General features: G+C 72.9%; 7 protein-coding genes. 3 read left to right on the forward strand and 4 right to left on the reverse strand.

Translation table 11 applies throughout. From position 1 onward, the window contains the following. Window positions 1-2 precede the first annotated feature (2 nt). From M4D82_RS28390 to M4D82_RS28400, 3 genes are read right to left on the reverse strand one after another with little or no spacing between them, the layout of a single operon-like run. Window positions 3-3,281: a helicase-related protein gene (locus M4D82_RS28390; RefSeq protein ID WP_249769387.1), complete on the reverse strand. Its 3,279-nt coding sequence runs from the start codon at window positions 3,279-3,281 to the stop codon at window positions 3-5. Next, window positions 3,278-5,206 (reverse strand): UvrD-helicase domain-containing protein, encoded by a 1,929-nt coding sequence (locus tag M4D82_RS28395; protein ID WP_249769398.1) that lies wholly within the window; start codon window positions 5,204-5,206, stop codon window positions 3,278-3,280. Before M4D82_RS28395 ends, M4D82_RS28390 begins: the two co-directional genes overlap by 4 nt. Next, a complete protein-coding gene (locus tag M4D82_RS28400; protein ID WP_249769400.1) occupies window positions 5,203-10,002 on the reverse strand; it encodes a DEAD/DEAH box helicase in 4,800 nt (1,599 codons plus the stop codon). The genes M4D82_RS28395 and M4D82_RS28400 overlap by 4 nt, the downstream gene beginning before the upstream one ends. A gap of 515 nt (window positions 10,003-10,517) precedes the next feature. Here M4D82_RS28400 and M4D82_RS28405 point away from each other — a divergent pair. The 3 genes from M4D82_RS28405 to M4D82_RS28415 are packed head-to-tail and all read left to right on the forward strand — an operon-like array spanning window position 10,518 to window position 14,481. Continuing rightward, the gene (locus M4D82_RS28405; protein WP_249769402.1) at window positions 10,518-12,623 is read left to right on the forward strand and encodes a helix-turn-helix domain-containing protein; all 2,106 of its coding nucleotides are present in this window, start codon (window positions 10,518-10,520) and stop codon (window positions 12,621-12,623) included. Beyond that, window positions 12,620-13,597, forward strand: coding sequence for a hypothetical protein (locus tag M4D82_RS28410; RefSeq protein WP_249769404.1), 978 nt, complete (start codon window positions 12,620-12,622; stop codon window positions 13,595-13,597). The genes M4D82_RS28405 and M4D82_RS28410 overlap by 4 nt, the downstream gene beginning before the upstream one ends. Continuing rightward, window positions 13,594-14,481: a DUF6339 family protein gene (locus M4D82_RS28415; RefSeq protein WP_249769406.1), complete on the forward strand. Its 888-nt coding sequence runs from the start codon at window positions 13,594-13,596 to the stop codon at window positions 14,479-14,481. The genes M4D82_RS28410 and M4D82_RS28415 overlap by 4 nt, the downstream gene beginning before the upstream one ends. Here the strand turns inward: M4D82_RS28415 and M4D82_RS28420 are convergent. Beyond that, entirely contained in the window at window positions 14,456-14,707 is a 252-nt protein-coding gene (locus M4D82_RS28420; RefSeq protein ID WP_249769408.1) for an acyl carrier protein, read from the reverse strand. The two genes, M4D82_RS28415 and M4D82_RS28420, sit on opposite strands and share 26 nt — an antisense overlap. Between the last annotated feature and the right edge of the window lie 144 nt (window positions 14,708-14,851).

Raw genomic sequence — 14,851 nt, forward strand, 5'->3', positions numbered from 1 at the left:
GTTCAGCGCTCCTCGAAGAAGGTGGACGAGGCGTCGACGTCGCGCAGGCTCCACAGGGTTTTCCACGGCGAGGCGTGGGGCGACTCGTCGTCGTAGTCGGCCAGCAGCGCGGGCAGGCGGGTGCCGCGCGGGGCCTCGTAGACGAGGTTCGGGCGCTCGCGCGCCTCCTCGCGCCACCATTGCACGAACTGGTCGAAGGCCTCGGCGGTGGCTCGGGCCTCCGCCGGCTCCACGGCCGCCACCCGGGCGAGCAGCGGCTCCCCGACCCGCTCGCGCAGCTCGTCCTCGAAGTCGGCGATGCGGGCCGCCGCGTTGTTCGCGCGGGCGGCGGGCAGCATCAGCCGGGCCAGGGCCACGACGACGGCGTGCAGCCCCCGGTCGCGGGCCCGCGAGGAGAACGGGGTGACGCTGGTGGACTCCACCTCCCGGTAGAGGGCCGAGTGGAAGGACTGGAAGTCCTCGTAGTGCGAACGGTCGCGCGAACGAGCGGAGTTGAGCATGACGGCGACCAGCCCGGGGTGGCGGCGGCCGACGCGGCTCGTGGCCTGGATGTACTCGGCGGTGGTTTGCGGCTGGCCCATCACCGCCATCAGCCCGAGACGATCCACGTCCACACCGACGGAGATCATGTTGGTGGCGAGCAGCACGTCCAGTACGTCCGGCTGCGGCAGCCGCCGCTCCAGCTGCGCCAACCGACGGGAAACGTCAGTGGAGTTGGCCCGGCTGCTCAGCTCCGTGACCGCGTCGGCGCCGCGCACCTTGATTCCGTCGCGGACGGCCAGGAACTCCAACCGGTCCTGGACGTCGTCGAGGACCTGGAGTTCGGCGGCCGACAGCAGCCGCAGACTGTTGAAGTAGCCGACCAGGGTCCAGTACGCGTCCTTCACCTCCGGCGGCGCGTCGTGCGCGCCGGCGCGGTGCAGCAGCGCCGCGTACACGCGGATCAGTAGCGTCGACTGGCTGGTACTGGAGGTCAGCAGTCCGACGTAGCGGCGGGCGGCCTTGCGTTCCCGGGCCGTCTCGACGGCGAACCAGGAGTCCCGCGCGTCGAGGCCCGCCGGCGGGAACTGGGCCACCGTACGCCGGAACAGTCGGGTTCCCTGTTCGTCGGCGCGGCGGATGGTCGCCGTCGAGGCGATCACCTTGGGCCGCCGTGCCAGGCTGTCCACAGCGGTCTCGTACAGACCGGTCAGGGTCCCCAACGGGCCTGAGATCAGGTGAAGTTCGTCCTGCACGATCAGCTCGGGCGGCCGGACGCCGGACACGTCACGGTTGAAGAGGGCCGCCGAGGCGGGGCGCCACGGCATCGAGGCGAACTTGTCGACGGTGGCGATGACCAGGGTCGGCCGGTGGGCGTAGACCGCCTCGTCCACCAGGTGCACGGGCAGTCCGCGGTGGAAGTCGCACGTCCCCGAAGGGCAGGCGACGGTCATGCGTACCTCCGCCTCCACGACGGCGTAGTCACGGGCCCGCAGCGGCTCCCCGCACCACGGGCAGTTCCGCAGCTGCACCGGGTTCTCGGCCTGCAACTGGAGGTTCTCGTTGCCCCGTAGCGCCGCCAGCTTCTCCCCGGCGACGGCGAGGGAGTTGGGCGTCGCGGACCGCCCCACCCACATGCCGATGGAGATCTCCTCCCGCCCCAGCGCCTCGGGATCGGCCGCCCGCAGCCGCTCCATGGCGCAGATCAGCGCCGCCGCGCGCTGGAACTGCTGGAGCGTCAGCAGTCGCAGGGTGTACCGCATCAGGACGGTCACACCGCCCCCGGCGTCACCGTCCCGCAGGCGGCGCAGGAACGCGGTGAAGGCGATCAGCCCGAGGTAGGCCTCGGTCTTGCCGCCACCGGTGGGGAACCACAGCAGGTCCGAGATCGCGCGGTCGTCGTGGTCGGGGTCCTCGCCGTCGCGGTCGACGATGCCCCTCAGACACAGCAGCACGAAGGAGATCTGGAACGGGCGCCAACGACCCGCCCGCTCGTCCGGTTCCCCCTCCCTGCCGTCCTTGATCCACGAGGTGCGGGCCCGCTGCTCGGCCATCGCGAGGTTCGCCAGCCGGAAGGCCTTCAACACCTCGGGCCGGTTCGGGTCGGCCAGCAGGTCCACACCCGCCCGCATCCGCCCCAACGCCTCCCGGCACAGCCGGACCTGCTCCGTCGCGACACCCGCGTGCTCCGTGCCGGCCAGGGCCCCGGCCTGGGCCTCCTGGGCGTCGATCCACCGCTCGTAGTCGGCGAGCAGGGCCCGCAGGGCCGACGTGATCTCCTCGGCCGGGGCGCTACCCAGGCCGTGCATGGTCAGGGCCCGGTCGTCGATGTCCGGGTTCGAATCCGTCAGCAGCACCTCGTGGGAGGGCACGAGCTCGGTGTGCACGGCGGCCACGCTCGGACGCGCCGGCTGCGGGGAGCCCACCGGCGGGGGAGTCCAGTCCCAGCGCGCCGCACAGCCGTGACCGGTGGCGAAGCCGGGCGCGTGACGGTGCAGGAGCCGGCTCAGCGCCTGCTCCGCGTCGACCGCGCCCCGCGCCGCAGGCCGCACGACGAAGGCGCGGGCGCCGCCGTCCTCGGCGGTCACCGTCATCTCCGGCTGGTAGAAGCAGTGGGCGTCCCGCAGATCGTACGGGCCCACCTCCAGGCTGTTGACGACCGTCGCCGTCACCGTCACGCTCCCGTCCGGGCCGGCGGCGGGCCGGACGAGGACCCGCAGGTCCAGGCCGGGATGCAGGGCTTCGGACGGCCGCATCCCCGGCTCCGTGACGTCCACCACGACCGACTCGATCGGCAGGGGCGCCCGACGCCAGTGCTCCCGCTGGGCCTCGGTGCTCCGCGCCTCGGTCCGCCTCGCCGCCACCGGCCGGCCCTCCGCGTCCTCGGGCCGGTACACGGCCGCGCGCACGGTGAACCGGATGCGCCGGGAGACGGCCGGGTCCACCGCGAAGGTCAGACCGATGGACGAGGGCATCCGGACGTTCGCCAGCGCCACCCCGAGGTCGACGGCGTCCTCCTCCGCGTCCCGGCGGACGCCGAGCGGTACGGCGTCCAGCCCGTCGCGCGCCGCCTCCCGCTCGTCCGGCTCCGCCCCGGCGCCGGCGGTACCCGCCGGGGCGGAGCCTGCCGGCTGCTCCGGGCGGGTGCGGGGGAAGAGCACGCCGACCGGGTACATGGTGATCGGCGCGTCGTCCCTGAGGACCTCCTCCGGGCCCCCCACGGGACCGAGCAGGTCGTCGCGCAGGGCGTCGAGGAGGGCGTCACGGACCTCGTAGTGTGCCGCGTGGGCCGAACCGCTCATCCTGTGATCCCCTCGGTGACCTGCTGCTCCTCGTCCCAGTGGAAGCGCCCCAGACCGCACAACCGGGGCGCGACCCAGGCACCGTGCCCGCCCAGCCCCGCGGCCTCGGTCGCGGCAGGGTCGCCCGCCACGCTCTCCACCCCGTCGACCCGCAACCCGGTGATCAGCGGCGGCCAACGGTCCACGCTCGCGTGCGCGTTGCGGCGCAGCAGCCGGAACAGGTCCCCGCGGAAGCGCTCCGAGACCACCGCGATCCGCCGGTCCCCCACGACCACCGCGTACGGCGGCGACTGGTCGGCGGCGACCGGGATCCCGTGCAGCAGCTCCAGCCGCGCCGGGTCCCCGGGAGCGACCCCGGTCAACAGGAACTCCCGTACGACGGCGGCGTCCTCGTGTAGCTCCTCGCACCCGGGAGGCTGCTCATGGGACACGTCGGACGCCGACAACTCCAGCCCGTTGCGCGCCCATTGGGTGCGCCCGCCCAGGTACCAGCGGTCGAGCCGGTTGTCCTTGCGCACCTGCCAGGAGTTGGGCGCGTCCAGGACGTAGATGTCGTCGCGGGCCCGGGTCATCGCCACGTACAGCAGTCGCGCCTCCGCCGCCGGGTCGTAGTCGAACTTCTTCTTCCGTACGGGGGTGGGCTCGCGCAGCACACGCGGCTCGACCACCAGGACCCGGTCGAACTCCAGCCCCTTGGCCCGGTGCACCGTCGAGACGACCAGCGACGACGCCTCGGACGCGGTGAGCTCGTCCGGCAGCCGGCCCTCGGCGAGGGCCCGGTGCAGGGCCCCCACGTCGAGGGTGGCGCGCCCGCTGCCCCGGGCGACCTTGCGCACCGACCGCCACAGGGACTCCGCCGTGGCGCCGGCCGGGATCGACAGGTCGCTCAGCAGCTCCTCGAACCGGTCGCGGCCCAGGGTGGTCGCGCCGGTCGCGCTCAGCAGCTGCGCGATCCACACGGGGGCGGAGCGTTCGCGGGCCGACCGCTGGAGGGTGTGCGGGACGCCGGCCTCGGCCAGCAGGCCCGACAGGGTGAGCGCCTGCCCGTTGTCCCGACACAGGACGGCGGTGGTGTCGGGGTAGTCGCGCAGCGCCGCCCGTACGAACTCCTCGTCCAGCCCACCGAAGTTCGGCAGGGACAGCAGCAGCGCGCGCAGGTCCCCGTGGATGCGTTCCGCCTCGGTGGCGGCCTCCTTCGGCTGCCGGGGCAGGCGCAGCAGGTCCGTCCCGTACGGCAACGCCGCGCGGGCCGTCTCCGTACGGGCCCGGAAGTTGTCGCCGAGGTGCAGCTCGACCAGGTCACCCGCGAAGGAGGCACGGACCCAGTCCAGGAAGCGGCCGGTCTCCTCGGCCCGCGCCTGCGGGTCGGAGATCTGGAACCCGTACACGGCCTGGGCCGGATCGCCCACCACCGTGAAGCCGCTGCTGTCCTGGAACCGGTCGAGGAGGGCCTCCACCATGTCCCGGCGGACGCCGACCAGGTCCTGGACCTCGTCGATCACCACGTGCGCCGGCACGTGCTCGCCCGCCTCGACCGCCCCCTTGTCGATGGCCTCGGCGGCCGCCGCGATACGCCCGTCATAGGTGTACGCGCCCCAGTCGGTGTCCGGGTAGGCGCGGTGGAGCAGCGCCCCCGCCCACGCGTCGAAGGTCTGCACGCGCACGCGCCGCGCGGCGTCCGCGTGCCGGGCGATCCGGTCGGTGAGTTCGCGTACGGCGGCCCGGGAGAAGCTGAGCACCAGGATCTCCCCGGCCTCCAACTCCTCCCGCCCGACCAGGACATCGAGCCGGCGCACGAGGGTGTGCGTCTTGCCCGCGCCGGCGCCGGCCGTGACCAGCAGCCGGGCGTCCCAGGGCTGGTCCACCACGGCCTGCTGGGCGGGCGTCAGCCGGTGCTCGGTGACGGTGGTGGTGGCGGTCGTCATCGGCCCTCCTCCCACAGGTACTCGAACTCGGTGAAGGCCAGAGCCTCGCCGAAGTTCGAGACGTTGTCCCGGACGTTGAGGATCAGGCAGGTCTCCTTGCCGCCGTTCTTCGGACCGCGCAGACCGCGCCCGATCATCTGCTGGTAGATGTTGGGGCTGTACGTGGGCCGGGCGACGACGACGGCCCGGGTGGCCGGGGCGTCGAAGCCCTGGGTGAGCACGCCGTAGTTGGTCAGGACCTGGATCCGGCCCTTGCGGAAGTCGTCGATCTGCTTGCGCCGTTCGTTGGTGGGCGTCGTGGAGTCGATCGCGGCGGCCTTGATGTCGCGGTCCCCGAGCTTCGCGGCGAGCAGCTTGGCGTGGGCCACCGAGGTCGCGAAGACCAGCACGGGCCAGTCCGAGGGCATGTCGGCGATCTCGTCCACGATGCGCTGACTGCGCTCGTGGTCCTCGGCGAGCCGCTGCTCCGCGCCCTTGGGGAGGGTGGCGAACTTCTGCGACTGGGCCAGTTCGTCCGGCGTCAAGGCGATGTCGGCGCCCGCCAGTTCCCGGTGTCTGACCTGCGCGAGCACGCCGATCTGCTGCAAGTGCTTGATGGCGGTGGCCAGATCACCGTCGAAGACGTCCGTGTCGAGCCGGTTGCCGAAGCGCTGGACGAGCAGCCGCGTCAGCTCCTCGTTGTTGCGGTACGGGGTCGCGGTCAGCCCGACCAGGTGCCGGCCGGTGCGGTGGTGCGTCAGGTCCAGGTCGTGGAGCAGCTGCGTGTACCGGGGGGACATCGCGGTGTGCGCCTCGTCGATGACGACGAGCGAGGCGTCCCGACGCAGCCAGGCGTACTCCTCCGTCGCCAGGCAGTGGTCGAGCTTGGCGTCGGTCGCGACCACGAGGTGGGGGCGTCCGTCGACGGGGGTCGCCTCGTTGGTCGACCACAACCGGCTGATGACCAGCGGCAGTTCGGGCCCCACCTTCGACCACACGAACCGCCAGCTCTGTACGGCCTGTTCGCACAGCTCCTCGGTCTGGGCGATCCACAGGACCGGACCCGGCAGCGTCTCCCGGTCCCGGATCCAGCGGATGACCCCCTCGGCCGTGACGCGCGTCTTGCCGGCGCCGGTCGGCAGGCTGAGCATGCCGCGCTGCGGCGTCCGGTTCTCCAACAGCCCCAGCAGCGCCTGCGCCAGCTCCTCCTGGTACGGGTGCAGCGCCGGGAACTCGGACGGGCCCTCCACCTCCAGGCGGGGTTCGAGGGAGGGTGCGCGGGCGCCCGCGAACGAGTCGGGGAAGCCGAGGTCGGTCACGAACCGCAGGGCCTTCGTGTTGCCGGTGAAGGAACTCGGGGCACGGGTGGGGAAGGCCAGCGACAGGTCGCGGGAGTGGACGCGCAGGATCGCCTCGCCGTGCGCGTTGAACGCCATCTCCGCGATGCGGCGCGGGCTCGGTTCGCCGCCCTGCTCCTGGATCTCGCTCTCCAGGAGACCCGGGGGCAGTTCGCCGCGCAGCGCCTCCTCACCGATCAGCAGGGCGATCTTGTCGATGACGCTCTCGCTCTCGCGCACCGCCTTCAGCCGCGACAGGAGGGCCTGGTCGTGCTCCTGCCGGTCCTGGAGGGCCAGGGCCTGGCTGCACCCCGGCAGGCCGAAGCCCCACTTGAACTCCTGGTCGGCGGCCATGAGCACCTGGAGCCGGTCCAGGGAGTCCAGTACGTAGAGGATCTGACCCTTGCGGGCGGCCTTCAGCGGGACACGGTTGCTGCCCATGGGCGTGCGTACGACCTGCTCCAGCTGCGAGCAGCGCTGGATCTTGAAGCTGCTGCCCACATTGCCCAGCCGTGCCTTGATCGCGGTGAACTCCTCGAACAGGGGTACCGAACGGCCGATGCGGATCGGGTCGATCTCCTTGCTGATGACGTCCGAGACCCGCAGCATCCCCCAGTCCTCGATCATCTGCTTCGCGGTGGCCGCGTCCGCCTTCTCGGCGACGAGGAGCGCGGGAAGCTGTTCGAGCTGGAGTTCCTTGAAGTCGGCGGCGTTCGTCGCCACGGCGATCTCGTGGTCCGGGCGGGTCTCCCAGGCGCGGCCGACCCGGCACCGGGTGAGGACCCCCTCCGGGAACTGGAAGCCGACCCGGTGCAGCAGGGCGTACGCGCGGCCGATGAAGGTGTCGTCCTCGCTGGCCAGGACGCGGTCGAGGAGTTTGCCCCAGCGGGCGCCGGGCACGTCCTCGGGGGCGCCGGGCATGTTCAGCAGCCGCGCCGTCTCCGCCGGGATCTCCGCCACGGGCAGGACGGAGCGGTACTCCTTGAGCTGGGGCCCCACGGCCTCGGAGACCCGGGTCAGCCCCAGCGAGGTCCGCACCAGGGCGTGCCGGTCGATCACCCAGCGCATGGGGGACAGCACGGCCTTGCGGGTGTTGCCCTGGGCGCCGTACCGCATCTGCCAGAACTGGACGATGCCGGACTCCGGGAGCGCGGCGACGAAGGCGGCGCGACCCTCCTCGGAGAGGGCGGGCAGCAGGTGCAGCGGGCCGGCCGTCGCGGCGCCCTCGGTCACGAGTCGGCCGATGGTGGGGCGCGGGGCGGAGGTGGGCAGACTGCGCAGGTGCTGGTCGTGGACGTACTGGCGGTACTCCTCGTACCAGTGGTGGCCGTCCGGTCGGTGACCGGGAGACGGGCGGTCCACGAGCCCCAGTTCACGGAAGACGGCCCGGTCGCTCTCGTGGAAGCCGAGGTCGACGGCGATCTTCCGGTCCCGGCTGCCGTCGCCGGGGACGACGGGGCCGGGGAGCAGGCAGTCGCGCATCGGACGGTAGCGGCCGTCCAGGGTGCGCACGCGCAGGGTGTCCAGGGGCTTGTCCACCCGGCTCCGGATCCTGGCCACCTGCGCGGTACCGCCGGCGCTGCGCAGCAGGACCCAGAAGTTCGACCAGGCCGCGTCGTCGTAGTGGCCGAAGCCCTGGTCGAGCACGCCCTCGAAGCGGCCCTGGGCGTCGGCGACGCGGATGCCGATGGAGTGCAGGTGGCGGGCCATCTCGGGACGCTCGGAGATCGCCCGGTGGACGTAGACCATGTCGTCGCGCAGGGCGTCGGCGGACGTCCGGTGGTAGATCTCACCGGCGACGGGAGCCACCATCCGGCCGTCCTCCGTCAGTACGATCCTGGCCCGGCGGGCCTCGGCCGTCATCAGGGAGTCCCCGGTGAGGCGTCCGGACTGGTCCTTCAGGACCATGAGGGAGAGGATCTCGATCGCGTGACACGAGGCCTCGGGGGTGCCGTCCGCGACGAGTGCCTCCAACCAGTCCTTGACGCTCGCGGTCGCCTTGCCCGCCACTTCCAGGACGTGCATCATCTTGCCGCGCCGGAGGCTGTTGTCGGCGGCGTCGACGGACGGGTGGATCCAGTCGACCGGCCGGCCCTCGTACTCCGACCAGATCCGAAGCCACTCCCTGTCCAGGTTCGGCGGGGTGATCCGCAGCTCGCCCGGGACGCGGAGCACGCCGTCCTGGTCCGGGAGGGAGGGCCGCTCGGCCGCCAGCGCGTACACCGCGCGCAGGAAGTGGTCGTCCGCCCAGTTCAGCTTCTCCTTGGTACGACCCGGCAGCAGCGGCAGGTACGCGGCCGGGTCCTCGGCGGGCATCAGCCGGGGGAGGCTGTCGATGACGAGTCGCGCGGCGACCTCCAGCAGTTCCCGGTTGAACGGGCTGCCGTCGAGCAGGTGTTGACGGTCCTCGTTGGTCTTCCACGGGGCGTTGAGGATGCCGGTCAGCGACACCTCGTACTTGGTCGGGAAGAAGGCCCAGAACGCGCCCTTGCCGACGGGCGTCGTGTACAGACCGCCCCGGACCGTGTACTCGGGCACGGCCCAGGAGATGTCGAGGACCGGCCGGTTGTGGAGTTCCCCGGCGCCGTCGGCCACCTCGGCGGTGGGCGAGTGCGCGACCGAGAAGACCTTCCACTGCTCGGTGGACGGCTTGGCGCCGCGTGCCACCTCCTTCAGGAGGCGGTGGACGCCGTTCGGCTCGATCGTGATCTCGCGGCGGGTCGGCGGCATGGTGCGCTCGTCGTGCAGGGCGACCTGGCCGACGTGCGGGGAGAACAGCTGGAAGCGGGCCGGGAAGGCCTCCGTCACCCGGCCGTCGCGGCTCTTGTGGCCGGTGATGTCCCGGCCGAGGCGGTCGGCGGCGCCGGGCAGCAGGGGGAGCCGTACCACGGTCGTCGCCCAGCGCAGCAGCTTGTCCAGGATGTCGTCGTCGGCGCGCTCCTGCTCGACGTCGAGGGGGCGGGCCATGCGGAGCACGGGGGTGTCGAGGTCGACGTCGCCCTCGCGGCCGAGGGCCTGGGCGATCTCGGCGGCGGACCACTGGCGGTCGAAGCCGAAACCGAAGGTGCCGTGGCCGCTGAAGAACTGGGGGGTGTCGCTGACCGACAGCACGGACTTCACGCCGACGCCGAAGCGACCGATCTGGCCGCCGCGCTTGCGCGAGACGCTCATCCGCAGGATGGTCTCCGCGCCGTCGGGGGTGACGGGGGTGCCCTCGTTCGCGCAGTACAGGTGATGGTCGGTCAGGACGACGTGGAGCTTGCCGCCGGGCTTCGCGGCGATCTCGTCGGCGGCGTTCTGCACCAGCTCGAAGAGTTGGCGCTCGCCGTACCCGCCCTGGGTGATGCGGCGTTCGCCGTTCGCGTGCTCCTGCACCAGTCCGGGATCCACCTGGTACGTCTTCAGGACGACGGCGGACTGCCGGACCACGGTGTCGATCACGGGGGAGAGCGAAGGATCGGCGAACTGCCGGTCGTTCATTGGGTCACCTGTCTCGTGGGAGCGCGCGAAGCGTGTGCGGAGCGGAGGGTCGAGCGGGGTGCCGGAGCGTGTGCGGGGAGGGTGCGAGGAAGTGGGCAACGCGTGCGGCCGGCGCCCGGGTCGGGGCGGGTGGGAACGCGAGAGGAAGGTGACTGATCCTTCAGCCGTCCGGCGTTGCTGTCCCCTCCCGTGTCGGGGTACGCGTCGGCGTGGCCCCTGCTTTTTGTCCACGCCGTGGAGACCGGCCTCGCCTGCGAGAAGGCAGACTCCTGGCACGGTCTTGTGGTCGTCGAACGACCCTCGTCCGAGAACGAATTGCGATCACGCTAGCTCCAGCCACCGTGGTCGTCCACCCGATTGGGCTCATTCCTTCCGATCTTGCTCGCCGTTCATTTCTGCGGCCCCGCTGGCGCGTGGATCGCACGGCCGCGTCAAACGGCGTTTGACATCACCGATCTTGTCAAACGGCCGTGTTAGCCTGCTGCTCGGCGACCGAGCGAGCTGGGGGGCAACGGATGGGGGACACCGAGGACTTCGGCGTGTGGCTCGGGCGTCAGTTGCGGCGCGGGGGGCTGTCGCAGGCCGAGTTCGCCCAGCGGCTGGGCCTCACTCGGGCCGCGGTGTCCGCCTGGGTCACCGGGCGGGCCCGGCCGCGCCCCGAACTCATGCCGCGCATCGCCGAGATCCTGCGCACCGACCTCGCCACCCTCCTCACCCGGGACGCCGACGCCGGATCCGCCCGACCCATCGGCTGGCACCACCGCCCCGCCCCCCGCGACGGCGGTCGCGACTACGGCAACGCGGCCGGCGCCCTCGGGGCCGGCGCCGGCCTCGCATCCCTCGTCCGCGAGGTCACGCAGAACTCCCTGGACCAGCGCCTCGACCCCCACCGACCGGTCCGCGTCCGCTTCACCGTGCACGAGCTGACCGGTGAACACCTGTACGCGTTCCTCGCCGCGCTGAAGTGGCAGGACCTGGAGCCCCATTACGCGGCGGCCGCCACGCCCCGCCACCGGACCGGCCGCGCCCTGGCCGAAGGGCTGCGCGCGCTGAAGGAGGAGTCCTCCCTCCTCCTCCTGAGGATCGACGACTACAACGCCTCGGGCCTCACCGGCCCCGAATACGGTGACGGCCCCTACGCCGCCCTGGTCCGCCGGCAGCTCGACAGCCACCGGCGCGACGACCACGGCGGTGGCTCCCACGGCCTGGGCAAGGCCGCCCTGTGGGCCGCCACCCGCCTCGGCCTGGTCCTCGTCCACAGCACCCTCTCCGCGCGCCACGAGGGCCGCACCGCCCGCCGCGTCGTCGGCCGCCTCGACCTGCCCTGGCGCGAGGTCGACGGGGTGGCGTACGCGGGACCGGCCTGGCTCGGCGAGCCGGACATCGACCGCGAGCGCGAAGGCGTGACCCGCTCCTGGTGGGCCGACGAGAGGACCGTCGCCGACCTGCGACTCGACCGCGACGGCGACGACCCCGGAACCTCCCTCCTCCTCGTCGGCGCTCACGACCCCACCGGCGCCGCGACCACCCTCGACGGCATGAGCGAGGCCCTCGCCGCAGCCCTCGGCGACCACTTCTGGGCCGCCCTGACCTCCGGCCCCACCACTGCGCCGCCCCTCGAAGCATCCGTCCGCGCCCTGCGCAACGGCGAGACCGTGATCCCCGAACGCCGCGTCGCCCCCGACGACCGCCACCCCGTTCTGGCCCACGCCCTACGGACCCACCTCGCCGGCCACACCCGGCCCGGCCCCGCCGCCGAGGGCCGGGTAGCGGCGGTCGAAGTCCCCCTCCACGTCCCCCCGCTGCGCACCGCCGGGCCCGGAGCCACCGCCCACACCCACCGCGCCGTCCTCCTCCTGACCCGGGCCGCCTCCGGCGGCGCAACGGACGCCACACACCACCGCGTCGTCTGCCTGCGCGGCACCCGCATGACGATCACCACCCGACGCCCCGGCCACCACGGCCCGGCGGATCTCCACGCCGTCCTCCTCGCCGGAACCGCCACGGGCGCGGACGACGCGACCGCGCACGCCGCCGAGGCCTTCCTGCGCGCCGCCGAACCCCCCGGCCACCACCGCTGGACGACGACCGGCGAACTCCTCGACGCCTACGGGGCCGAAGCCCCCCACCGCCTGGCGGACTTCCACACCGCCGTGGACACGGCGCTCCGGGCGCTCCTCGACACCCCCGCGGACCCCGGGCGGCAGGACACCCCCGGCCCCGCACTGCTGCGCGACCTCCTGCGCCTGGACGGCCCCGCCACCGCCACCGCCCGGCGCGGGCCCGCGTACCCGACCGTCGACCGGGTGCACGGAGCCGTGGACGCCGCCGGGGCCTGGACCCTCGACGTGACCCTGTCGATCCCGCACCGCGCCGAGCGGCGCTGGCGGCTCCTGCCGGTCGCACGGTGCGACGTACGCTCCGGCGGGCGTCCCACCCTGCCGTGGTCGGAACTGGTCGCGACGGAGAACTGCACGGTTCTGGACGGCCGGCTGATCGTCGCCCCGGACGTCCGCACCGCCCGCTTCCGAGCGGTCACCGAGGCCGCCGACCATCCGGTCGCCGCCGCCTTGGCGGCCGTGACCGTCGACGTCCGCCAGGCGCGGGAGGTCCCGGCATGAGCACCGTCCGCCCCTACCCCGTCCTCACCGGGACGGTCGAGGCCACCGTCCTGCGGGCGAGCGTCGACGGCACACCGCTTCCGGTCTCCCGCATCTCCCGCCGGGATCGGATCGTCGCACTGCGTCCGGACACGCGGGACGACTGGACGGAAGCCGTGCTCGAACTCGAAGTCGAGCTGCCCGTCGATGAGTTGGCCGACGGCCCCTGGTCCGGTGTGACCTGCGTCGCCGTCCTGACGGAACGGGCCACACACACCCGGGTCGTCAGCCGCCTCGCGCGCCGCCGTGACGAGCGGCACTGGCGCGGCGAGATCCGCCTCGTCCGCTCGTCCCACCTCGCCCGCGCCGTCCTCTCCGTGAACGTCGTCGCCGGCCACGGCGGTATCGACGGACGCGTCATCGGCGCGAGCGCCACGTCCTGGACCATCGATCTCCAGGCGCGCACACCGACTCCCGAGATCACACCGGACATCCGCGAGACGGACTTCCGTGACGGCCCCCTGGAACGGCTGCGCCCCTACCGGGACGCCCCCTGGCTGGTCGACACCACCGGGGAACGGCCCACCGTATGGCTCAACACGTCCTTCGAAGGGCTGTCCGCGCTGCTCGGCGACGCCGGCGGCCCGACGGCACGGGCGGGCGTCGGCCTCGTGGCCGCGCAGATCGCCACCGAGGCCTGGGCCGCGATGTTCCACACCGCCCTCGGCGAACTCGACCACGACGAGGGCGAGGACCCCCAACTCCCGGACGGCTGGCGGGAGTCGGTCCTGCGCGCCATGCTCCCCGAGATCTTTCCCGACCTGCCGCTCGCCGAGGCGCTGGCCGAGGCCCACGCGCGACGCGCGGAAGGACACGGCTGGGCCGAGCTGGTGTCCCGCGTCCAGTACGCCGCGAGCAGGCGCGGCCGGATGGCCAGGAACCTGACGTCGATGATCCGCGCCGTCGCGCGGACCCGGGAGGACGGCCCCCGATGAACCGACTCCCTCACCGGCTCGCCCTGCTGCCGGCCGGGCTCGCCGCCGCCTTTCTCACCACCGACGTCCTCGCCGGTCGCGACGAGCCCGACCCGGCGGAGGTGCTGCGCGCGAGCACCCCGATCGAGACGGCCTGCGACCGCTGGAACACCGCGCCGGTCCGGGAGCTCCTCGACGAGGCCATGCACCGGTTCCGGGACACGCCCACCGGCGCCGACGCCTGGCTCGCGCCGAGGCTGCACGCGACCGTACGCATGACCCGCCGCGAGGCGGCCGGGGCCGAGCTGTGGAACTTCCTGGCGTTGGCCGTCGCACCCGACTACGTCCGGTGGCGCCACCAGCCGTACGGCCCGACCGGGGCAGTGGCCGCCGCGCGGTACACCGGGCGCCACCCCACCCAGACCTTCGCCCGGCTGTGGTGGGCGGCGGAGCTGTTCCGCGACGGGTACGACTACGCTCCGGCCGTCATCGCCTGCGGTCAGCAGGACATGATCAACACGGGGCTGCGTCTGGACGCGGTGCGGCACGGGCCCACCGCCCTCGCGATGGTGCGCGTACTGAAGGACCTGATCGACGCCGGGGAGCCCGGCCTCGGGCGCCGGGTCAACGCCCTGTGCGGGGCGGTCAACGCGGCCGGCGCGACGCTCCTCTACGACGTGATCGCCCCGGACGCCGCGCCCGACCACCACGCGCTCGCGCGGTGGATCGAGGACGCGGACGGAGCGCCGCCGGCGCCGTGGGAACGCCTGCCCGACGGCCCGGACGACTGTACGGCCCCCGCCACCCGCCGGGCCTCGTGCGAGAAGCTGGCGCCGATGTTCGCGCGCTTCCTGGCGCGGGCCCCGCTGCGCGAGCCGGTCAGGCCTCCGTTCGGCGGGCGCTGACGGCGGCGGCGAGTTCGCCGAGGGTGAGGGTGCGCAGCTCGTCCTCCGTGACCTCGGCGCCGATGGCCTCGTGCACCATGATGGCCATCTCGACGAGCATCAGGGAGTCGGCGAGCAGGTCGCGCAGCGGGGCGTCCGCGTGCACCTCCTCGGCGGACACCTCGAAGTTTTCGAGGATCAGGGCGCTGATCGTGTCGAGAACGGACCCGTGCGTGGACGTGGTCATGGAACCTCATTTGTCGGGGAACGAAGAAGCGATTTCCCGAAAAGGGATCTTCGCGTGCACTCATAAGTACCACGGCCGTTTATCCCGTCAAAGCCGGTCGGACACCGGCCCGTTGACGGTTCGAATGCATCATTCGAAAAAGGT

Source organism: Streptomyces sp. RerS4 (assembly GCF_023515955.1).
Classification (GTDB): domain Bacteria; phylum Actinomycetota; class Actinomycetes; order Streptomycetales; family Streptomycetaceae; genus Streptomyces.

Excerpts from the sequence above, each read along its gene's own strand:
- M4D82_RS28390 (WP_249769387.1), bottom strand. The coding sequence starts at position 3,281 with ATGAGCGGTTCGGCCCACGCGGCACACTACGAGGTCCGTGACGCCCTC.
- M4D82_RS28395 (WP_249769398.1), bottom strand. The coding sequence starts at position 5,206 with ATGACGACCGCCACCACCACCGTCACCGAGCACCGGCTGACGCCCGCC.
- M4D82_RS28400 (WP_249769400.1), bottom strand. The coding sequence starts at position 10,002 with ATGAACGACCGGCAGTTCGCCGATCCTTCGCTCTCCCCCGTGATCGAC.
- M4D82_RS28405 (WP_249769402.1), top strand. The coding sequence starts at position 10,518 with ATGGGGGACACCGAGGACTTCGGCGTGTGGCTCGGGCGTCAGTTGCGG.
- M4D82_RS28410 (WP_249769404.1), top strand. The coding sequence starts at position 12,620 with ATGAGCACCGTCCGCCCCTACCCCGTCCTCACCGGGACGGTCGAGGCC.
- M4D82_RS28415 (WP_249769406.1), top strand. The coding sequence starts at position 13,594 with ATGAACCGACTCCCTCACCGGCTCGCCCTGCTGCCGGCCGGGCTCGCC.
- M4D82_RS28420 (WP_249769408.1), bottom strand. The coding sequence starts at position 14,707 with ATGACCACGTCCACGCACGGGTCCGTTCTCGACACGATCAGCGCCCTG.